At 68.7% G+C, this 21,863-nt stretch carries 15 protein-coding genes; 7 read left to right on the forward strand and 8 right to left on the reverse strand.

Annotated features, from left to right (window positions below; all coding sequences use genetic code 11):
* Nucleotide 1 precedes the first annotated feature (1 nt).
* Both AB0M87_RS07560 and AB0M87_RS07565 read left to right on the forward strand, forming a co-directional pair.
* The gene (locus AB0M87_RS07560) at nt 2-1,351 is read left to right on the forward strand and encodes a sugar ABC transporter permease (protein ID WP_365850906.1); all 1,350 of its coding nucleotides are present in this window, start codon (nt 2-4) and stop codon (nt 1,349-1,351) included.
* Nucleotides 1,348-2,304 carry a carbohydrate ABC transporter permease gene (locus AB0M87_RS07565; protein ID WP_365850908.1) on the forward strand — a complete coding sequence of 319 codons (957 nt, stop codon included), beginning with the start codon at nt 1,348-1,350 and terminating at the stop codon, nt 2,302-2,304. Before AB0M87_RS07560 ends, AB0M87_RS07565 begins: the two co-directional genes overlap by 4 nt.
* Before the next feature lie 75 nt (nt 2,305-2,379).
* On the opposite strand, the gene AB0M87_RS07570 is transcribed toward AB0M87_RS07565, so the two are convergent.
* From AB0M87_RS07570 to AB0M87_RS07580, 3 genes are all read right to left on the reverse strand, one after another.
* On the reverse strand, nt 2,380-4,392 hold the full coding sequence (locus AB0M87_RS07570; protein WP_365850910.1) for a glycosyltransferase: 2,013 nt from the start codon (nt 4,390-4,392) through the stop codon (nt 2,380-2,382).
* A 138-nt stretch (nt 4,393-4,530) separates the two neighbouring features.
* Nucleotides 4,531-5,877 carry a hypothetical protein gene (locus tag AB0M87_RS07575; RefSeq protein ID WP_365850912.1) on the reverse strand — a complete coding sequence of 449 codons (1,347 nt, stop codon included), beginning with the start codon at nt 5,875-5,877 and terminating at the stop codon, nt 4,531-4,533.
* Nucleotides 5,878-5,996: 119 nt separating this feature from the next.
* Nucleotides 5,997-6,605, reverse strand: a complete 609-nt coding sequence (locus AB0M87_RS07580; RefSeq protein ID WP_365850914.1) for a TetR/AcrR family transcriptional regulator — start codon at nt 6,603-6,605, stop codon at nt 5,997-5,999.
* A gap of 203 nt (nt 6,606-6,808) precedes the next feature.
* Between AB0M87_RS07580 and AB0M87_RS07585 the strand changes: the two genes are divergently transcribed.
* Entirely contained in the window at nt 6,809-7,696 is an 888-nt protein-coding gene (locus tag AB0M87_RS07585; RefSeq protein ID WP_365850991.1) for an ABC transporter permease, read from the forward strand.
* On the forward strand, nt 7,689-8,462 hold the full coding sequence (locus tag AB0M87_RS07590) for an ABC transporter ATP-binding protein (protein WP_365850916.1): 774 nt from the start codon (nt 7,689-7,691) through the stop codon (nt 8,460-8,462). Before AB0M87_RS07585 ends, AB0M87_RS07590 begins: the two co-directional genes overlap by 8 nt.
* 116 nt (nt 8,463-8,578) lie before the next feature.
* On the opposite strand, the gene AB0M87_RS07595 is transcribed toward AB0M87_RS07590, so the two are convergent.
* The 3 genes from AB0M87_RS07595 to AB0M87_RS07605 form a co-directional block, all read right to left on the reverse strand.
* Complete coding sequence (locus AB0M87_RS07595; protein WP_365850917.1) at nt 8,579-13,621, reverse strand: NAD-glutamate dehydrogenase; 5,043 nt, start codon at nt 13,619-13,621, stop codon at nt 8,579-8,581.
* A 361-nt stretch (nt 13,622-13,982) separates the two neighbouring features.
* Nucleotides 13,983-14,645 carry an HAD family hydrolase gene (locus tag AB0M87_RS07600; protein WP_365850919.1) on the reverse strand — a complete coding sequence of 221 codons (663 nt, stop codon included), beginning with the start codon at nt 14,643-14,645 and terminating at the stop codon, nt 13,983-13,985.
* Between the two features lie 117 nt (nt 14,646-14,762).
* Nucleotides 14,763-15,269 (reverse strand): hypothetical protein, encoded by a 507-nt coding sequence (locus tag AB0M87_RS07605; RefSeq protein WP_365850920.1) that lies wholly within the window; start codon nt 15,267-15,269, stop codon nt 14,763-14,765.
* 275 nt (nt 15,270-15,544) lie between these two features.
* Here AB0M87_RS07605 and AB0M87_RS07610 point away from each other — a divergent pair, with 275 nt between their 5' ends.
* The gene (locus tag AB0M87_RS07610; RefSeq protein WP_365850922.1) at nt 15,545-15,982 is read left to right on the forward strand and encodes an Rv3235 family protein; all 438 of its coding nucleotides are present in this window, start codon (nt 15,545-15,547) and stop codon (nt 15,980-15,982) included.
* Nucleotides 15,983-16,081: 99 nt separating this feature from the next.
* On the opposite strand, the gene secA is transcribed toward AB0M87_RS07610, so the two are convergent.
* Nucleotides 16,082-18,913 (reverse strand): preprotein translocase subunit SecA, encoded by a 2,832-nt coding sequence (gene secA / locus AB0M87_RS07615; protein WP_365850923.1) that lies wholly within the window; start codon nt 18,911-18,913, stop codon nt 16,082-16,084.
* Nucleotides 18,914-19,131: 218 nt separating this feature from the next.
* Between secA and AB0M87_RS07620 the strand changes: the two genes are divergently transcribed.
* Together AB0M87_RS07620 and AB0M87_RS07625 are read left to right on the forward strand one after the other, a co-directional pair.
* Nucleotides 19,132-19,716 carry a GNAT family N-acetyltransferase gene (locus AB0M87_RS07620; protein ID WP_365850925.1) on the forward strand — a complete coding sequence of 195 codons (585 nt, stop codon included), beginning with the start codon at nt 19,132-19,134 and terminating at the stop codon, nt 19,714-19,716.
* Nucleotides 19,717-19,764: 48 nt separating this feature from the next.
* Entirely contained in the window at nt 19,765-20,946 is a 1,182-nt protein-coding gene (locus tag AB0M87_RS07625; protein ID WP_365850926.1) for a crosslink repair DNA glycosylase YcaQ family protein, read from the forward strand.
* A gap of 93 nt (nt 20,947-21,039) precedes the next feature.
* Here AB0M87_RS07625 and AB0M87_RS07630 read toward each other — a convergent pair whose 3' ends face one another.
* On the reverse strand, nt 21,040-21,783 hold the full coding sequence (locus AB0M87_RS07630; protein WP_365850928.1) for a response regulator transcription factor: 744 nt from the start codon (nt 21,781-21,783) through the stop codon (nt 21,040-21,042).
* Nucleotides 21,784-21,863 lie beyond the last annotated feature (80 nt).

Raw genomic sequence — 21,863 nt, forward strand, 5'->3', positions numbered from 1 at the left:
GATGACCTCTGCTGTTGCGGGGGGCGCGATCAACTCGGCGCCCCCCGCGGGAAAACCGCGCAAGAGCGTGACAGGCACACGTAAAGCGATGGCGGTCGGTTTCCTGCTGCCCGCGCTCGTGCTGCTCGGTGCGCTCGTCGTCTACCCGATCGGGTACTCGGTCTACCGGTCGTTCTTCGACCAGGCAGGCTCCCATTTCATCGGCATCGACAACTACAGATCACTCTTCACCGATGACGCGATCCGCACCGCAATCAAGAACACCGCGATCTGGGTGGTGGTGGCACCGACCGTCGCCACCGTGCTCGGCCTGATCTTCGCCGTCCTCACCGAACGGGTCCGCTGGGGCACCGCGTTCAAACTGATCGTCTTCATGCCGATGGCGATCTCGATGCTCGCCGCGGGCATCATCTTCCGGCTGGTGTACGAGCAGGACCCGGGTCGCGGCGTCGCCAACGCCGTCTGGGTCGGCGTGCACGACACCTTCGCCGAATCGGCGGGTTATCCGGGGGCACATCCGCTGCCGGCGGCTCCGATCAAGGCGGGCGGCGGCGGCTGGTTCATCACCAAACAGCCGGTCAGCGCGGGCACTCCGGTACGGCTGCCGCTGGTCGGTGTGCTCCCCACGAAGATGCCCTCGTCGGCGAGGCCCGCCGCGGCGGCGAAGCCGGCCGGCGGTTCGATCACCGGCACCGCCTGGCTCGACTTCACCCTGGGCGGCGGCGGCAAGCCCAACGTCATCGATCCGAAGGAGCTCGGCCTCAAGGGCGTCACCATCCAGGCGGTCAAGGACGGCAAGGTGGTGGCCAGCGCCAAGGCGTCGGCCGACGGCACCTTCACCCTGCCCGCGAAGGCGGACGGGGCCCGGCTGAAGCTGCCCGACTCCAACTTCCGTGAGCCGTACAACGGTGCCAACTGGCTCGGCCCGACCCTGGTCACGCCGTCGATCATCGGCAGTTACGTCTGGATGTGGGCGGGCTTCGCCATGGTGCTGATCGCCGCAGGACTGGCCGGGCTCCCCCGCGAACTCCTGGAACAGGCCCGGGTGGACGGCGCCAACGAGTGGCAGGTCTTCCGCCGGATCACCATCCCGCTGCTGGGTCCGGTCCTCGCGGTGGTCATGGTGACCCTGATGATCAACGTGTTGAAGATCTTCGACCTGGTCTTCATCGTCGCACCGGGCTCCTCGCAGGACGATGCGAACGTGCTCGCCCTGCAGCTCTACCGCTCCTCGTTCGGCACGGACGCGGATCTGGGCGTCGGCAGCGCGATCGCCGTCCTGCTGCTGTTGCTGGTGGTGCCGATCATGCTCGTCAACATCCGCCGGATGCGGAAGGAGGGGCGCCGATGACCACCGCGGCCCAGGTCCCGGCAGACGGGGCCCCGCACGACAGCGCTCCGGCCGACGGCAGTCCCACGGGTGGGGCGCCGACGATCCCGGGGGTCCGGCCGAAGCAGCCGCTGGCCGCACGTATCGCCGCCCGCGCGGGCGGCAGCGTGATGCGGGTATTCCTCGTGCTGGTCGGCCTCTTCTGGCTGATGCCGACGATCGGCCTGCTGCTGTCCTCGCTGCGCGGTCCTTCGGACATCGCGGCGACCGGCTGGTGGAAGGTGTTCACCGCCCCTTCCCAACTCACCTTCGACAACTACTCCAGGATCCTCGACAACAAGGTCATCACCGACTCGCTGCTCAGCACCATCGAGATCACCGTCCCGGCGACCGTGCTGGTCGTGGTGATCGGCTCACTGGCCGGATACGCCTTCACCTGGATGGATTTCCCCGGCCGCGACTGGTGGTTCCTGATCGTGGTCGGTCTGCTGGTCGTGCCGGTGCAGGTCGCGCTGATCCCGGTCTCGAAGCTCTTCGGCGAGATCGGGCTCTTCGAGACCACAGCGGGTGTGGTCATCTTCCATGTGGCCTTCGGTCTGCCGTTCGCGATCTTCCTGCTGCGGAACTTCTTCGCCGAGATCCCCAAGGAGCTCCTCGAAGCGGCGCGGCTGGACGGGGCCGGCGAAGTCCGGCTCTTCACGCGCGTCGTCATGCCGCTGGGCGGCCCGGCCATCGCCTCGCTCGGCATCTTCCAGTTCCTGTGGGTGTGGAACGACATGCTGGTCGCGCTGATCTTCGCGGACTCCAAACACCCGCCGATCACCGTGGCACTCCAGCAGCAGGTCAGGCAGTTCGGCAACAACATCGATGTGCTGGCGCCGGGCGCGTTCGTGTCGATGGTGATCCCGCTGGCGGTGTTCTTCGCGTTCCAGCGGCAGTTCGTGAACGGAGTGATGGCGGGCGCGGTCAAGTAGCGCTTACGGTGCCCGGCCGACCGGGCACCGTAAGCCCCGACGGGAAGCCCCGGCGGGATGCTTCCGTGCGGCGTTTCAGTGCGAACGGGCGGCCCGCCCCCGGACCTTGCGCACCATCCGCCGCACGAATCGGGGCGCGAACCTCCGGGCGAACGGAGCGTGCTTCTTCGCCGGCCGCTCAGGAACCGCACGGATGGTGAGCGCACCGCTTCCCGCCGCGACAGCCAGGACGAACGGCAACCGCGTCGGACGCTCGTCGCCCTCCCCCAGGCTCACCGCCATGCCCCAGTTCCCGCCGGTCAGCGGCTGTTCGGGCCGTTCGGCGCGCAGCAGCGAACGGCCGGGATCGTCGGTGGCGGCCAGCGCGGCCGCCACCCGTACCGTGCGTCGGGAACCGGACTGCTCGGTGAGGTGCAGGACGGCCGGGACCGTGGCGGCGGCCGGCCACACCGGGAGCCGTGCTTCGAGCAGCAGCGGTTCCGGCAGCACCCGCAGGTCCCGTCGGTCGAGTTCGCCGAACTGCTGGGTCAGCCCACCGGTCGTGCGACCGATGTCCAGCGACAGATTTCCGTGCGGGATCGTCCAGTACGGCAGAACGAGCCGGGCCGGCTCGCCCACCACGGCGGCCCGGCAGCCCCGGGCGGCCGTCTCACTCCGGACCGATCCGAGCCGGACATCCTTGGTCCACCCGGCCAGGTGCACGCGGACCGATACGTCCCAGACCCCGGGGGACAGCGGTTCACCGCCCGCAGCGGTCTCCGGGGAGACCGTCGCCTTCGCCCGCAGCACCATCCGTACGTCGTCCTGCCCGGCGCCCTGCCCGGTGCCCGGTACGCGCTCCCGGCTGAATCCGACGGGCTGGTAGAACTCGGCCGCGGTGGACCGCTCCCGCACCACCACCTCGGCCTTCGACGCGTCGACCCGCGCATCCGGCCGGACACCGAGCTGCGCGAAGGCGTCGCTGCCGTCCAGCCCGGCCGGCAGTCGGACCAGTTCCTCACCCACCGCGCCGTGCAGCTGAACGGGTTTCTTCCCGGCCAGCATCCCGGCGGTGAACTCCAACTGCAGGGCGCCGTCCTGCCAGCCCAGGCCGGTCAGTTCGGCGTGGGCGCCGATGGTCTTCTCCCACCGGGCGAACTCCTCGACGTCCGGGTAGCTGTCCGCCGTGATGAGCGCGCCGACGATCTGCTGCATGGGGGCCATGCCCGTCAGGACGCCCGGGCCGAAGTATTCCACCACCACCTTGTGCATCTCCTGGAACATCTGCTGCCGATAGCCGTCCGGCATGGCCAGCAACCGCCTGCCGCGCATCCGCTCGATCATCTCGTTGCGGAACCAGCGACGGTGCAGCTTGTCCCTCAGCGGCCCCGGTTCCGTGTACTTCGCCACCACGTCGAGTGCCTCCCGCAGATTGCGGAAGTAGCCCACCGGGTCCAGCTGCTGGAAACCGGCGTTGGCGGCGTCGTCCCGCCTGACGTGGTGATAGCAGACGTAGTCGCTCAGTACCGCGACGCTGCCGGCGGTCAGATAGGCCTCGGTGACGAAGACGTGGTCCTCGAGCCGGCGCCGCCCCTCGGGAAAACGCAGCCCGTGCTCTTCGAGGAAGGCTCGCCGGAACATCTTGTGCGGGGTGAGACTGTCGATCAGCGGTGCGTTCTTCACCGTGGCGCGTGGCCGGTTGGTCCGGAACAGCTCGCGTGGCACCGGCCGGCCGCGACCCGCCATCTTGCCCACGACGATATCCGCCGCATGCTCGACGCCATAGGCATACATGCGCTCCAGGGCTTCGTCGCTGAGCCAGTCGTCGTTGTCGACGAACATCACGAACTCACCGGTCGACGCCTCGATCCCGACGTTGCGCGGTTTGCCCGCCCAGCCGGAGTTCTCCTGATGGATGACCCGGATGTGCGGGTGTTCCGCCGCGAGCGCGTCCAGCCGGGCCGGGGTTCCGTCCGTCGACCCGTCATTGACGAACACGGCCTCGTACGCGTCCTGGGGGAGGCTCTGCCGGAGCAGCGACGCGATGCAGTCCTCGATGTACGGGCCCGGGTTGTAGACCGGGATGACCACGCTGACCTTGATCGTCATGCTTGTGCACTCACTCCCGCCGCAGGATCACCCCCACCACCTCAGGCACATTACTACCATTTCAGACATTTCCTATTGAATGATTGTTTGCTTGGTTGCCCTGGCGGCGAGAGTCCGCGTCCTCAGAAGTCCGCGTCCTCAGACGTCCTGCCGGGCCGCCAGCACGCCCGGATCCGGCCACTGGGCCTGACTCTGCCGCGCCACCATGCCCCCGGGCGCCTGCCCGGACGCCCGCCGCCCCGCCCACAGCAGGGGCAGTCCGACCACAGGCAGTACCCACACGAGCACCATCAGCCGGGGACCCACCGACACGTCGGGGTGTCCCGCCTGGTTGACCAGTCCGGCGATTCCCACGGCCAGCGCCACCGCCGCGAGGGCGCGCCCCCGGCGCAGTGCGCCCCAGATCCCGGTCGCGAGCAGGGCCACCGTCAACGGCTCGACGCACTGATCACGCAGCCATTCGGTCCAGAAGTTGCGGTTCAGCAGCAGGAAGCGGTGCCAGGGGTCGGTGACGTCCGGACGGCTGAAATGGAACGCCAACAGGTCCTGCATGCTGTCCCGGGTGGTCGGCAGATGCAGCACCCCGATGCCGGTCTGCACCAGTACGGCCACCCCCGCGCACAACCCGAGAAGCAGCGTCAGGTTCCGGGGCACCGGACGGCCCCGGGAGCGGCGTACCGCAGCGACGCCGAGCAGGGACAACGCCAGACAGTCCGCGAGCAGCAACGTCTGGGAGTACTTGGCCGCCGCCGCCAGCGCGAAGCCGGCAGCGGCGGCCCACATCCACCGCCGGGAACGCTCGGGCCGGTACAGCACGCCCACGCAGCCCAGCACCACGGTCAGCACGCCCACCAGCATCAAACCCTCGGTCATCGGCCGCATGGACTGTGCCCCGATCGGCAGCACGTAGTAGAGAACCTGACCGGCGAGCGCGACAGGCGCACCGGCCCCCAAGGTGCGCAGTACCGCCACGACCAGGGCACTGGCAGCCACCGTGACGGCGATCGCGGCGGCCCACAGTCCCCAGGTGACCCCCAGAACAGCGATGAACGGCACCAGGAAGGCGGGGTACGCGGGACGCGCCACGAAGATCGCGGACATCCGCGGCGTCGCGAACAGTGACATGTAGCCGGACACACCGCCCTGCTCGGTGACCGTGCGCACCCTGTTCTCGGCGTCCTTGCGGCAGGCCCGGTAGGAACGCTCACCATGGCCCGGCTCGGTGAACTTCTTCAGGTCCAGCCGATCCGCCTGCGCACCCCTGGCCCGCTGACTCGCACAGTAGAAGTCGATGGTGTGGGCGGCCGCCTGCTCACGGCTCTGCCCCGACAGCATCAGGCTGTACGACACGTAGTGACGCGTGTCCGGCGACGCCCGGCCGGTGACCTGGAACAGCTGGGTGAGCGCGAACACCGCGGCGATGAGAAGGAACCATACGACGAGCGAGCGGGGCCGGCGAACGGCGGGATAGGAAAGTCGTTGCATGAACAAGCGCAACGCCGATGGCCTCGCCCAGGTCACGCGCCACGGCTCCAACCGGACCAGCGCACCACCCACCCCACCCACCCCGCCCGCGCCGGCGCGGCGGCGGGGGCGGTGCCGGTTCAGGCCTTGAGCCCCGCCACCGCCGCCGCCGCGAGACCGTCCAGGTAACCCTTGGGGAGGCCGTCCCTGACCACCACGAGCCGCCAGTACAGCGGCCCGACGATCAGCTCGAGCGCCCGCTCGGGGTCCGTTCCCCCGGGGAGCTCGCCGCGGGCGACCGCATCCCGGACCACCGCAGCGGCCACCCCCTTCTGCGGGTCGAGCAGCGCCGCTTTGATGGCGTCCGCGATCGCCGGCTGACGTGCCGCCTCGACCAGCAGGTCGGGGATGACCTGGGAGGCGACGGGGTGGCGCAGCGCGTGCGAGGCCACTGCCAGGAGCGCGCGCACATCTCCGTACAGCGAACCGGTCGCCGGCGCCGGCAGCCCCTGCGCCGCGAACGCGGTGACCAGGTCGAGCACCAGGTGCAGCTTGGACTTCCAACGGCGGTAGACGGCGGTCTTGCCGACACCCGCGCGGCGTGCGATGCCCTCGATCGACATCCGGGAGAAGCCCACCGCGGCCAGCTCCTCGAAGACGGCTGCGCGGATCGCCTCCGTCACATCCTCCCGGAGCACGGCGGCTCCTGCGGGGACTCGGCGGGGCGGACGGGGAGCGCTGGAAGTCATACCGGCGATGTTACGTGACGACGCAACGGTTGCGTTTCGACGCCACGGGGTCTTACTGTCAGCGTTACGACGATACGGGTCCGTCCCCACGTCATCTATCGCCATGCTCCCGTCGCCCCGCCCTCCCTCCCCCGTCGAAAGCGACTGCCGTGAGCCCCAACACCGCCCCGGCCAGGCCCGCGCCACAGGCGCAGGCCCCGAAGATCCCCCCGCAGCCGGACCCCCGGAGCCCGGCTGAACTGGCCGCCGCCCACGGTCTGACCGTCAGCGGCGCACGGCCGCCCCTCGGTGCGTACATCCGCCAGGTCTGGAGCCGCAGGCACTTCATCACTGCCTTCGCGACGGCCCGGCTGACCGCGCAGTACAGCCAGGCCAAGCTGGGCCAGATCTGGCAGATCATGACGCCGCTGCTGAACGCAGCCGTCTACTACTTCATCTTCGGGGTACTGCTCGGCACCAGCCGGGGCGTCCCCGACTTCATCCCGTTCCTGGTCACCGGCGTCTTCATCTGGACCTTCACCAACAACTCGATCCAGACCGGCACCCGCGCCATCAGCGGCAGCCTGGGACTGGTGCGCGCCCTGCACTTCCCGCGCGCCTCACTGCCCATCGCCTACGCCGTCCAGCAGTTTCAGCAACTGCTCTTCTCGATGGGCGCGCTGATCGTCATCCTGGTCTGCTTCGGTGAATACCCGAAGCCGGCCTGGCTGCTCGCGGTCCCCGCGCTTGCCCTGCAGACGGTGTTCAACACCGGGCTGTCCATGATCATGGCCCGGCTGGCCGCCAAGACGCCGGACATCTCCCAGCTGATGCCCTTCATCATGCGCACCTGGATGTACGTCTCGGGTGTGATGTGGAGCATCAAGAAAGTGCTGGCCAGCGACCACCTCCCGCATATCGTGCTGCTGGCGCTGCAGACCAACCCGGCCGCCGTCTACATCGACCTGGTGCGCTTCGCGCTCGTCGACAGCTTCACCGCCTCCCAGCTCCCCCCGCACGTCTGGGCCCTCGCCATCGGCTGGGCGGCCGTTGCCGGAGTGGGCGGCTTCATCTATTTCTGGCAGGCAGAGGAGCAGTACGGACGTGGCTGAGAACGGCTCACCGGCCCCCACAGTGATCGTCGACGACGTCCATATCGTCTACAAGGTGTACGGCAGCGGAGCCGGCAAGGGCACCGCGACCTCGGCGCTGAACCGGATCGTCAGCCGCAAACCCCGCCCCGGCGTACGCGAGGTGCACGCCGTCAAGGGCGTCAGCTTCGTCGCCCACCGGGGAGAGGCGATCGGCCTGATCGGCTCGAACGGCTCAGGCAAGTCCACCCTGCTGAAAGCCATCGCCGGACTGCTCCCGCCCGCCCGCGGGCGGGTCTTCACCCAGGGCCAGCCGTCACTGCTCGGGGTCAACGCCGCGCTGATGAGCGATCTGACCGGCGAACGCAATGTGATCCTCGGCGGACTCGCGATGGGCATGAGCCGGGAAGAGGTACGCGAGCGCTACCCGGACATCGTCGACTTCTCCGGGATCAACGAGAAGGGCGACTTCATCTCGCTGCCGATGCGGACGTACTCGTCCGGCATGGGCGCCCGGCTGCGCTTCTCGATCGCCGCGGCCAAGAGCCACGACGTACTGATGATCGACGAGGCGCTGTCCACCGGCGACGCGAAGTTCCAGAACCGGAGCCGCCGGCGCATCGAGGAGCTGCGAGCGGAGGCCGGCACCGTCTTCCTGGTCAGCCACAGCAACAAGTCGATCACCGACAGCTGCGAACGGGCCATCTGGCTGGAGTCGGGGACCGTGCGGATGGACGGTCCGGCCGCCGAGGTCATCGCCGCATACGAGAACTACACCAGGAAATAGGACACCGCCCGCAGACAGCACAGCCCGGCCCCGCCTGGTTGGACCACCAGGCGGGGCCGGGCTGCGAAAGCCGCCGTCGGACGCTCGTCAGCGTCGGCCGCGGGTCAGCCGCCGCATTACACGTGCGTACGCAGCAGGGTCCGCATGGTCCGCATGGCGACCGACAGATTCGCCAGGTCGAACGCGTCCGAGGAGTGGATCTCCTCCAGCGTGGAGCGCGAACGCCCCAGGATCGACGCGTTCTTCTCCTCCCAGGCCTTGTACCGCTCCTCCGGGGACGCCGACTCGTCACCCACCGACAGCACGTCCTGGGTGAGCCCGCCATGCACCGCGTACAGGTCCTCACGGATGGAGGCACGGGCCATGGACTGCCAGCGGTCGGCCCGCGGCAGCTCGCTGATCCGGTCCATCAGCTTGGTGATCGTCAGCCGGTCGGCGAGGTCGTAGTACACCTCGGCGACCGCCATCGGCCCGGTACCCGTGCGGTCCGCGATCGCCACGATGTCGAGTGTGGGGAAGGCGGACGAGAACCCGGCCACCCGGCGCGCCAGCTCCTCCGGAACCCCCACCTCGGTCAGTGTGCCGAGGATGCGCTCGTACCACTCCAGGTCGACCCCCTTGAGCAGGTTCGGCAGCTCGGACCGGACCTGCTCCACCCCTTGGGTGAAGAAGTCGATGGTGTCACTGAGCTCCAGCGGCTGCGGGCGGTGGCCGAGCAGCCACCGGGCGCCGCGCTCGACCAGTCGGCGCGAGTGCAGCCGGATGCGGGTCTGGACATCGGCATCGACCTTGGAGTCGAGCTCCTCCACGGCGTCCCAGACCTGGGCGAGACCGAAGATCTCCCGGGCCGCGAACTGGGCCCGCACGATCTCCTCGATCGATGCGCCGGTCTCCTCCCGCAGCCGGTGCAAGAAGGTCGAACCTCCGCTGTTCACCGTGTCGTTGACCAGCACCGTGGTGATGATCTCGCGGCGCAGCGCATGTCCGGCGATCGCTTCGGGGTAGCGATCGCGCAGCTCCTGGGGGAAGTAGCGGTGCACCAGATCCTGCAGATACGGGGCATCCGGCAGATCGGTGGTGATCAGCTCCTGAGCGGCCGTGATCTTGGTGTAGGCGAGCAGCACCGCGAGCTCGGGCTGGCTCAGGCCCTTGCCGGCATTGAGGAGTTCACGGATCTGCCGGTCGGTCGGCAGGAACTCCAGCGCCCTGTCCAGGTGGCCGTCCCTGGCCAGTCGGCGCATGACGCGCTGGTGGGCGTGGAGCAGCGAGGGAGCCTGGGCCTCGGCGTTGGCGAGTGCGGTGTTCTGCGCGTAGTTGTTGCGCAGCACCAGCCGGCCGACCTCGTCCGTCATTCCGGCGAGGATCTTGTTGCGCTGCTTGACGGTCAGATCGCCGTCGGTGACCAGGCCGTTCAGCAGGATCTTGATGTTCACCTCGTGGTCGGAGGTATCCACGCCCGCGCTGTTGTCGATGGCGTCGGTGTTGCAGCTGCCGCCCGAGCCGTCGGCGCCGGACCTGGCGTACTCGATGCGGCCGAGCTGGGTCAGCCCCAGGTTGCCGCCCTCGCCGATGACCTTGGCGCGCACGTCCACACCATCGACCCGGATCGCGTCGTTCGCCTTGTCGCCGACCTCGGCGTGCGACTCCGCGGAGGACTTCACATACGTACCGATGCCGCCGTTCCACAGCAGGTCCACCGGGGCCTTGAGGATGGCCTTCATCAGGTCGGCCGGCGTCAGCTTGACCACGCCCGGCTCAATACCGAGCGCTTCGCGCATGTGCGCGTTGACCGGGATCGACTTGGCCGAACGGGGGTGGATGCCGCCGCCCGCCGACAGCAGGCTCTTGTCGTAGTCCGCCCACGAGGAACGCGGGAGGTCGAACAGCCGCCGCCGCTCCGTGTACGAGGTGGCCGCGTCGGGGGTCGGATCGATGAAGATGTGCCGGTGGTCGAAGGCCGCGACCAGGCGGATGTGCTCGGAGAGCAGCATCCCGTTGCCGAAGACGTCACCGGACATGTCCCCGACACCGACGGTGGTGAAGTCCTCGGACTGGGTGTCGTGGCCCAGCTCCCTGAAGTGCCGCTTGACGGACTCCCAGGCGCCACGTGCGGTGATGCCCATGCCCTTGTGGTCGTAACCGGCGGAGCCGCCGGAGGCGAAGGCGTCGCCCAGCCAGAAGTCGTAGGAGCCGGCGACTTCGTTGGCGATGTCGGAGAAGGTCGCGGTGCCCTTGTCGGCGGCGACCACGAGATAGGTGTCGTCCCCGTCATGGCGAACCACGTCGGCGGGGGGTACGACCTCACCCGCCACCAGGTTGTCGGTGATGTCGAGCAGCGCGGAGATGAACATCTTGTAGGCGGCGATGCCTTCGGCGAGCCAGGCATCCCGGTCCACCGAAGGATCCGGCAGCTGCTTGGCGACGAAGCCGCCCTTGGCACCCACCGGCACGATGACGGTGTTCTTCACCATCTGGGCCTTGACCAGGCCGAGGATCTCCGTACGGAAGTCCTCGCGCCGGTCGGACCAGCGCAGACCACCGCGGGCGACCTTGCCGAAACGCAGGTGCACACCCTCGACGCGGGGCGAGTACACCCAGATCTCGTACGCCGGACGGGGCGCGGGCAGGTCGGGGATGGCCTGCGGGTCGAACTTCATCGAGACGTAGGCGTGCGGCTCGCCGGCCTTCGCCACCGCACCGTCGCCCTTGCTTCCCCCGCCGGCGCTCTGACCCGTGTTCCCGCTTCCGCCGCTCGCGCTCTGTACCCTGCCGCCGGCGCTCTGGAAGTAGTTGGTTCGCAGGGTGGCCTTGATGACCGTGAGGAAGGACCGCAGGATCCGGTCCTCGTCCAAGCTCGCCACCTGGTCCAGGGCGCCTTCAAGCTCTTCGAGCAGTCCGTCGATCAGCTCGGTGCCGGCCCGCTGGCGGTGCGGGGCCATCCGCGCCTCGAAGAGGGAGACCAGCAGCCTGGTGGTGTGGACGTTGGTGCAGAGGGTGTCCTCCATGTAGTCCTGGCTGAAGGTGGACCCGGCCTGGCGCAGGTACTTGGCGTAGGCGCGCAGCACCATCGCCTGCCGCCAGGTCAGCCCGGCGCCCAGCACCAGAGCGTTGAAGCCGTCGTTCTCCGCCTGCCCGGTCCAGGTGGCGGCGAAGGCATCCTGGAAGCGGTCGCGCGCGTCGTCGCCGAGCAGGTCGCTGCCGCCCCCGCCGGCCAGCGGCTGCGGCAGCCGGAGCCCGAAGTCGTAGATCCAGGCATGCGTGCGGTCCGCGCAGCGCAGCTCGTAGGGGCGCTCGTCGGTGACCTCGACACCCAGCTTCTGGAGCGCCGGCAGCACCGCCGACAGCGAGACCTGGGTGCCGGCCCGGTAGATCTTGAAGCGGCGCTCTCCGGGGGCGGCGCCGACCGGCTCGTACAGCGAGAGCGCGAAGTCCTGCTCGCCCTGCGTCAGCTGTTCCAGGTGGCCGAGGTCGGCCACCGCGGCGCGCGGCGAGTGGTCTGCCTTGTACCCCTCGGTGAAGGCCTGACCGTAACGACGCAGCAACTCGGCCGCGCGCTCCTCGCCGCACTCGGCGTTCAGCGCCTCGGAGAAGCCGTCGGCCCAGGAACGAGCGGCTTCGACCAGACGCTTCTCGATGCGTTCGGTATCGGCGTCGGTGAGCTGGGGCAGCTCCGTGCCCACCGGTACCCGCACCACGAAGTGCAGGCGGGAGAGGATCGACTCGGTGTTCCAGGCGGTGAAGTCGACGTTGGTGCCGCCGAGCTCCTCCTTGAGGATGTCGATGAGCCGCAGCCGCACACCGGTGGTGTAGCGGTCGCGCGGCAGATAGATCAGCGCGGAGTAGTAGCGCCCGTATTCGTCCCGGCGGAGATACAGCCGCAGCCTGCGCCGCTCCTGGAGGTACAGCACGCTGGTGACGATGGAGCGCAGCTGGTCGACGGGCGTCTGGAAGAGCTCGTCGCGCGGGTACGTCTCCAGGATCTGCATCAGATCACGGCCGTCATGGCTGTTGGGCGTGAAGCCGGCACCTTCCAGCACTTCGGCGACCTTGCGGCGAATGACGGGCACCCGGCGCACGGACTCGGTGTACGCGGCCGACGAGAAGAGACCGAGGAAGCGGCGCTCGCCGACCACGTTGCCCTTGGCGTCGAACTTCTTCACTCCGACGTAGTCGAGGTAGCTACGGCGGTGGACCGTCGAGCGGCTGTTGGCCTTGGTGAGCACCAGCAGCCGGTGCTCACGGGCCTTCGCGCGGGCATCCGCCGGGAGGCGGCCGAAGGAGGGCGACACGGGGTGTGTGTCCTCGGTGCTGTGGTGCGGGTCGGAGCGCAGGATGCCCAGACCGGTGCCCGCCACCGCGGCGAGCGAGTCGTCCTCGGTCAGCGCGTACTCGCGGTATCCGAGGAAGGTGAAGTGATCGGTGGCGAGCCAGCGGAGCAGCTCACGGGCCTCCTCGACCTCCTCGTCGGGCAGATCATCCGCGGTCGGCTCGGCAGGCAGCTCATCGGCGATGCGCAGCGCGGAGTCGCGCATCTTCTCCCAGTCCTCGACCGCCTCCCGGACGTCCGAGAGCACCCGCAGCAGATCGTCGGTGATCTGCTTCAGATCGGAGCGATCGGTCTCCCGGTCGATCTCGACATGGATCCAGGACTCCACGAGTGCGTCGTGCACGCCCTGGATCTTCTCGCCCTTGTCGAGCACCTGGAGGAGCTTGCCGGTGAGGTCCCGGCGGACCAGAACCTGCGGGTGGATCACCACATGAATGCCGCGGCCCTGGCGGGACAGCTCATTGGTGACCGAGTCCACAAGGAAGGGCATGTCGTCGGTGACCACTTCGACGACCGAGTGGCTGCAGGTCCAGCCGTTCTCCTCGACGGTCGGGGTGTGCACCCTGACATTCGCGGTGCCCTGCGGTCGCTTCTCCGCCAGCCGGTAGTGCGAGAGTGCCGCTCCGAAGACATCGACCGGATCGCGGTCGTCCACGTCCTCCGGGGCGGTGTGCAGGTAGTAGCGCTGGAGATACGCGAGGACGGCGTCCTGGTCGGGACTCTCGCCGCTCGTTGCCCCGCTCGGAAATTGCCCTCCGGCCGGGCTCTTCTCAGCTACCAGGGCCGCGCGTGCGAGCAGTTCGGCCTTGGCTTCGTCCAGCTTGGTCTGCATGTCCTCTGGCTCCTGTCGCGCGCCGTTGCGTGACGTAGGTGAAAGAAGCGGTCCAACGCCACGACCACGACGCGGGGTATCCGGTCGAAGTCGACGTTATGCCGCCATGAGAGATGCCCGTGACGTTATTGGCCAATTTGAGAAGCCGGTCCGGGGTCGGGGTGTCAGCGATCGCCCGGAGACGGTGGTCCTCCGGGCGCAGGGCAGAGGCGTCGATGCCCCCGCGAGATATCGCGCTGATCATGAGCCCAGGCTATCGCTCCCGGACCGGTGGGCGTCATGAGCCGTATCTGTCCAAGTCAGGCAGCCGAATTTGGACGCTTCGGCCAGTTGCGGTCCACCGGCCGCCGGCCCTCCCCGGCTACTCCGTCAGAGAGCGGGCCACCCGCACGGCATCGGCCAGCGAATCCACCACGGGCACCCCTGCGGCCTCCAGACCGGCCCGGCTGTGCGAGCCGCCCGTATAGAGCACTGCCTGCGCCCCGGCGTGGGCAGCCGCCACGGCGTCGTCGACCGCGTCGCCGATCACCACGACCTGCTCCGGTGCCACGCCCTCCAGCGCGGCCAGATGGCGCACCATCTGCTCGGCCTTGCCCGCCCTCGATGACCCGGTCCTGCCGTCCACCCGGATGAACCGCTGCTCGATACCGTGCGTCCGGACGATCGGTATCAGATGGTCGTGCGGCGCCAGCGAACACAACGACTGGGTCAGCCCCGCGGCCTGCCAGTCGGTCAGCAACTGCTCGGCTCCCACGGCGAGCCGGGCGTGCTCGGCGAGCGCCCAGTAGTGCCGGTGAAACGCCTCGTCCATCACGCTCCACTCGGCGTCCGTGGGCAGGCGCCCCATCAACCGCTCGTAGAACCGCGGAACCGGTACGCAGTACAGCTCGCGGTAACGCTCCAGCGTGATCGGGCCCAGGCCGACCTCCGCGAACGAGGCGTTGGTGGCGTCGATCACCGCGTCGATGTCGTGGAACAGCGTGCCGTTCCAGTCCCAGACGAGGTGGGTGGCGCGTGCCCGCATGCCTGCGTCCGTAGGTGTGCCCATCTCTGTCCCCCGTGCTCCGCCCGCGTGCAATGCGACCCCGTGCCATTCCCCCATGCGCAGAACCGTACTCGCCGGCACTGACAGCCGACGGGATCAGCCGATCAGGTTCGGGATCTCCTGCACCCCGTACCAGAGCAGCTCGTGGTCCTCGGCCCCGTCCACGGTGAACTGTGCGTCGTCGTCCCCGTGGTCCGCGGCCCCCAGTGCCGCAGCCGCTGCGGCGACATCGGCCTCCGCGTCGTCCGCGTCGACATGCACGGCGGCGGCCTTGGCCAGTGGCACCGCGGAAGCGATCCGCACTTCGCCCAGCGCACTCGCTTCGAGGCCGCGGTCCGGGTCGGCCACCGCGTCCTGGTCGGGCACGTCCACGGCGACGACCACCCGTCGGCGCGCGGTGTCCGGTGCACCGGCCAGCAGCCTCAGCGAAGCGGAAGCCGCCCGGTTGAGCGCGGCGTACTCCAGCTCCTCGATGTCGTCCGACACATACCACTCGCGCAGGCCGGGGGTGACCGCATAGGCGGTGAGCGGCCCCGGACCGAGCTCGCCCGCCGCGTACACCGCCGCGAGGCCGGGGAGGGTCGTTGGGACATACACGCGCATGGCCGGCCGCTTTCGTCGTCGGTGCGAGCGCTCATCGGTCGAGCGCCCAGGTGGAGGCCGTTCAAGAATACGTACGGAGTCCCCCTTCGGGGTGCCCATGCGAGCCACCGCCCCGTCCACCCAGGGGGTACGGGTGATACGGCACGCACGCCTGCGCGCCCCGCCCCGTCACTCGGATAGGTGAACTCTCACGACCCCACCGGCCCGGGATGACGCTCCTTGCCAGCGTCCGCGCCCCGGCCGTAGAAGAAGGACAGCAGAGGTTACCGCCCGGTATGAACACACCGGGCCCGGCAGAGCGGGGCGCGTACGTCATGGACCGGACCAGGCCGGCGGGCAGGCACGATCACCAGAGGCCCAGCACCACACCGCGCCAGCGGCGGCGGCTCAAACCGCACTACTGGTTCGCCGAGCGGCTCCTCGCGGTGCTCAGTGGGCAACGGCCGGTGCACTGGATGCTCGGGCACACCATCGGCGAGGCGTACGACCAGCTGGTGAGGCTGGCGCCCGGCACACCGCTGCGGGCTCCGGGGATCAGACCGGTCGTGCGCCACTGCGGCGAATTCGTGCCGGCGCCCGGCGTGATCGAGGCCTTCGCGCGGATCGGCACCGGCGAGCACGTGCAGGCCATGGCCTTCCGGCTCGAGCAGGGCGCCGACCTGCGCTGGCGGTGTGCGGCGATCGAGCTCGGCGGCGAGCGGGTGGGGGTCTGAAGCGCGAGCCGGGGCCGGCACCTCTGCGGTGCCGGCCCCGGCTCGATCCGGCCTGCTGCGGTCCCAGTCGTGTTCCGGACCCCGGCCGCAGCTGATGCGCTACTTCTTGCGGCGGCGGCCGCCGCCCTTCTGCGCCTTGCGGCGCTCGGCGCGCGTCAGCCCGTCCGCCTCGGAGCGCGACGCGCCGTCCTCGTTCTCGAAGTCGCCCTCGACGACACCGCCGTCGCCATCCACTGTGGGAGCCGAGAAATGCAGCCGGTCCGGCCGTTGCGGGGCGTCCAGACCCTTGGCGCGGATCTCCGGGCGAGCGCCCGCGGGCACCACGTCCCGCTTGTCCAGTGAGGTCTTGTCCGCCGCCTCCTGAGCCGCCGGAGCCTCCACCGGAACCTCCTCGACCTGCTGCTCGACCTGGACCTCCAGGTTGAACAGATAGCCGACGGACTCCTCCTTGATGCCGTCCATCATGGCGTTGAACATGTCGAAGCCCTCACGCTGGTATTCCACCAGCGGGTCCTTCTGCGCCATCGCCCGCAGACCGATGCCCTCCTGGAGATAGTCCATCTCGTAGAGGTGCTCACGCCACTTGCGGTCCAGCACGGAGAGCACCACACGCCGCTCCAGCTCACGCATGATGTCGGAGCCGAGCTGCTTCTCCCGGTCCGCGTACTGGTCGTGGATGTCGTCCTTGATGGACTCGGCGATGAAGTCGCCGGTGATCCCCGCACGGTCTCCCGCCGCGTCCTCCAGCTCCTCGACGGTGACCTTCACCGGGTAGAGCTGCTTGAACGCGTTCCACAGCCGGTCCAGGTCCCACTCCTCGGCGAAGCCCTCGACCGTCTCCGCCTGGATGTAGGCATCGATGGTGTCGTCCATGAAGTGCTGCACCTGCTCGTGCAGGTCCTCACCCTCCAGGACCCGGCGGCGCTCACCGTAGATGACCTCACGCTGCCGGTTGAGCACCTCGTCGTACTTCAGGACGTTCTTCCGCGTCTCGAAGTTCTGCTGCTCGACCTGGGACTGGGCGGAGGCGATGGCGCGGGTCACCATCTTGTTCTCGATCGGTACGTCGTCGGGCACGTTGGCCATCGACATCACCCGCTCGACCATCTGCGCCTTGAACAGACGCATCAGGTCGTCGCCGAGCGACAGGTAGAAGCGGGACTCACCGGGGTCCCCCTGTCGTCCGGAACGACCGCGCAACTGATTGTCGATACGGCGCGACTCGTGCCGTTCGGTCCCCAGCACATAGAGACCGCCGAGCTCCTTGACCTCGTCGTGCTCGGCCTTGACGGCCCGCTCGGCGCGCTCCAGAGCGGCGGGCAGCGCCGCGGCCCACTCCTCGACGTTCTCGTCCGGGTCGAGGCCGCGCTGGCGCAGCTCGGCTTCGGCGAGGTCGTCCGGATTCCCACCGAGCTTGATGTCCGTACCACGGCCCGCCATGTTGGTGGCGACGGTGACCGCGCCCTTGCGGCCGGCCTGGGCGATGATCGGCGCCTCACGGTCGTGCTGCTTGGCGTTGAGCACCTCGTGCTGCACGCCGCGCTTGGAGAGCTGCTGCGAGAGGTATTCGGACTTCTCGACCGACGTGGTGCCGACCAGGATCGGCTGGCCCTTCTCGTGCTTCTCCGCGATGTCATCGACGACCGCGTCGAACTTGGCGACCTCGGTGCGGTAGATCAGGTCGGACTGGTCGGCCCGGACCATCGGCCTGTTCGTCGGGATCGGGACCACGCCGAGCTTGTAGATCTGGTGGAACTCGGCGGCCTCGGTCATGGCCGTACCGGTCATACCGGAAAGCTTGTCGTAGAGGCGGAAGAAGTTCTGCAGGGTGATCGTCGCGAGCGTCTGGTTCTCGTCCTTGATGTCCACCCCTTCCTTCGCCTCGATCGCCTGGTGCATGCCCTCGTTGTAGCGGCGGCCGGCGAGGATACGGCCGGTGTGCTCGTCAACGATCATGACTTCGCCGTCGATGACGACGTAGTCCTTGTCGTTCTTGAAGAGCTCCTTGGCCTTGATCGCGTTGTTGAGGTAACCGACGAGCGGGGTGTTGACCGACTCGTAGAGATTCTCGATGCCGAGCCAGTCCTCGACCTTGGCGACACCGGGCTCATGGATGGCCACGGTGCGCTTCTTCTCGTCGACCTCGTAGTCGCCGGTCTCCTCGATGCCCTTGAGCTGGTTGCCGGCCTCGCCCTTGGTCAGCCGGGTGACCAGCTTGGCGAAGTCGCCGTACCACTTGGTGGCCTGGTCGGCCGGACCGGAGATGATCAACGGCGTACGCGCCTCGTCGACCAGGATGGAGTCGACCTCGTCGACGATGGCGTAGTTGTGGCCACGCTGGACGAGCTCGTCCTGGGACCAGGCCATGTTGTCGCGCAGGTAGTCGAAGCCGAACTCGTTGTTCGTGCCGTACGTGATGTCGCGGCCGTACTGCTCACGGCGCTGCGCCGGAGTCATGTTGGCCAGGATGCAGCCGACCTCGAGGCCGAGGAACTTGTGGACCCGGCCCATCATCTCGGAGTCACGCTCGGCCAGGTAGTCGTTCACCGTGATTAGGTGGACGCCCTTGCCTGACAGCGCGTTCAGATAAGCGGGCAGCGTACCGACCAGGGTCTTGCCCTCGCCGGTCTTCATTTCGGCGACAATCCCCAGGTGCAGAGCGGCGCCACCCATGATCTGCACGTCGTAGTGGCGCTGCCCGAGCACGCGCTTCGCGGCTTCACGGACCGTGGCGAACGCCTCGGGAAGCAGGTCGTCCAGACTCTCGCCGTCGGAGAACCGCTGCTTGTACTCGTCGGTGAGGGCCCGCAGCTCGGCGTCGGAGAGGTTGACAAAATCCTCTTCGATGGAGTTGACCTGGTCCGCAATGCGGTGCAGCTTGCGCAGGATCTTTCCTTCGCCTGCACGCATGAGCTTGTTGAAGACGGACACGGGGGTTGGTCTCCTTGCCGGTCGGGCCGGTCGAAATCATCGGTCGGGCTGGGGTCGAACGGTGTCTCGGGCTGGGTAGGGCAACGGCCATCGTAAGCGAGGACCCCGCCGCGCCGGGAGGCCTGCCGCCCAGGACAACGGCCGAGGCGTCCGGAAGGTGCCGGGACGACCCCGAAAAAGGCATAGCGCCCGCCCGGTCCGGGACGGAGAATCACGTGATGGACCCCGTGATACTCACATCGGAGCGCCTGCTGCTGCGCCCCTTCAAGGCCGAGGACGCCGCAACCGTCCACCGGGCCTGCCAGGACCCCGACATCCAGCGCTGGACGGTCATTCCATCGCCTTACGGGCGTGCGGACGCGGAGACGTTCGTCGGACAACTGGTGCCGGACGGCTGGCGAACCGGCACCAGCCTGGCATTCGCCGTACTGCCACGCGAGGGCGGACCGCTGCACGGCGCGATCTCCGTCTTCCAGCGCTCGCAGCCGGGCACCTGGGAGATCGGGTACTGGACGGCGAAGGAGCAGCGGGGCCGCGGCTACACGGCCGAGGCGGTGTCGGTACTGGCGCACTGGTCACTCTCCACGCTGGGGGTGGAACGCCTGGAGTGGCGGGCCGAGGTCGGCAACACGGGCTCCCGGGCGGTGGCCGAGAAGGCCGGCTTCCGGGTCGAGGGGACGCTGCGCTCGAACCTGCTGAACAAGGGCACCCGCAGAGATGCCTGGGTGGGGGCGCTGCTGCCCTCCGATCTGGGGCTGCCGACGGAGCATGCGTACCTGCCGACCGAGAACAAGCCGAGCTGAGCTGCAGCGGCGGTGTCGATGTCAGTCCTCCGCTCTATCGTTCGGGGCATGACTTCCGTGCCGTCTCCAGCCGTCGAACTCTCCGCAGACGAGGCCCGTCGGATCGCCCTGCGCGCCCAGGGGCTCCTCGGCGCACCGGACCGGCGTGGCGGGGTGCGCGGGGTGCTGCGCCACCTGGGCGCGGTGCAGCTGGACACCATCTCCGTGCTGGCCCGCTCACACGAGTTGATTCCGTACGCCCGGCTCGGGGCGGTGGGCCGCAGGACGGTCGAGGACGCGTACTGGACCGAAGGCCACTCCTTCGAGTACTGGTCGCACGCCGCCTGCATCCTGCCCGTCGAGGAGTGGCCGCATTTCGCCTTCCGCCGCCGGGCGTACCGCGACCGCCCGCAGTGGCACCACGAGCTGCCGGACGGTGCGTACGACACCGTGATCAAGCAGCTGCGCGCCGAGGGTCCGCTCACGGCCACGGAGCTGGGCGGTGCGAAGAACGGCGGCGAATGGTGGGACTGGTCGGCTTCGAAGGTCGCGGTCGAGCGGGCGCTGATGTTCGGCGAGGTGGTGTGCACCGAGCGACGCAGCTGGAAGCGGGTGTACGACCTGGCCGAGCGAGCCATCCCCGATGCGCTGCTCCATGACGACCTGGACGACAGGGAGTGCATACGCCGCCTGGTTCTCCTGGCAGGGAAGTCGCTGGGCATCGGCACCCGTACGGACATCGCGGACTATCACCGGCTCAGGGGGGAGCAGTTCGACGCGGTCGTCGCGGACTCCGGTCTGGTTCCCGTGTCGGTGCAGGGCTGGGCCAAGCCCGCCTGGGCAGACCCGGCAGCCCTGACGACCCCGCCTCGCGGCCGCCACCGCACGACGCTGCTCTCACCCTTCGACTCGCTGGTCTGGGAGCGAGCCCGTACGGAACGGATCTTCGGCTTCACCCACCGCCTGGAGGCGTACGTGCCCAAGCCGAAGCGGGTGCACGGCTACTTCGTCATGCCGCTGCTCTCCGGCGGCAGGCTCGTCGGCCGGGTCGACCCCGCCCGTCAGGGCACCACTCTGGTGGCCAGGCAGATCTCGCTGGACAACCACAAGGCGGCTCGGCCGATGGCCCAGGCCCTCACCGAGGCGGCCCGCTGGGTCGGCTGCACGGACGTCCGCATCGAGCGCGTCAACCCGCCGGCGCTGCGCCCGCCGCTCGCCGCAGCGCTGGCGGCGGGGGGCGCCTCGGCCTGAAGCCCGGGCGTGGAAGCTCGGTGTGGGGCCTCGGCCTGAAGCCGCGGGCGTGGAGCGTCGGCCTGAAGCAGCCCGGCGGGGCCGACGGATCTCTCAGCGGATCTCGAGGATCTTCTCCCGCATCGCATACACCACGGCCTCCATCCGGGAGTGCAGCTGCAGCTTCTCCAGGATGTTGCGCACATGGTTCTTCACGGTGTTCTCGGAGATGAACAACTCCTTCGCGATGTCGCGGTTGTTCATCCCGGTGGCCACCAGCTTCAGCACTTCCAGCTCACGTTCGGTGAGCCGCGGCGCGGGCACCAGCCTGCGCTCATCGGTGCGCTGAATCATCGACTTGAACTCGGTCAACAGCTTCGAGGCCATCGAGGGGCTGATCTGCGATTGGCCGTCGGCCACTGCCCGGATCGCGGTGGCCACCTCATCGGTCGAGATCTCCTTCAGGAGATAGCCCGTGGCCCCCGCCTTGATCGCCTCATAGAGGTCGGCCTCCTCGTCGCTGATCGTCAACATGATGATCTTCGCGCTGGGCGCCACCTCCTTGATGGCGGTGCACGCCTCGATGCCGCCGCGCTTGGGCATCCGGACATCCATCAGCACGATGTCGGGCAGCAGATCGGCGGCCTTGTCGACCGCCTCGGCCCCGTCGCCCGCCTCACCGATCACCTCGATGTCCTCCTCGGCGGCCAGGACGATCTCCAGACCACGACGGAAAAGAGCGTGATCATCCACCACCAGAACCCTGATCGGTTCCTCGGGTGCTGCCGCACTGCCGCGATCCGTGCGGTCCATGCGGCCCTCGTCCTCGTCGTGCACGGGACCGAAGCTGTCCGCCATCGTTCCTCCCCCTGAAGGCCATGGCCCGGAGTTCATGTTCTGCGCCAACCGCAGCTCACAGAGCGCCTATTGGCGTGTCA

Origin of the sequence: Streptomyces sp. NPDC051320 (genome assembly GCF_040682175.1) — a bacterium.
Lineage (GTDB): Bacteria > Actinomycetota > Actinomycetes > Streptomycetales > Streptomycetaceae > Streptomyces.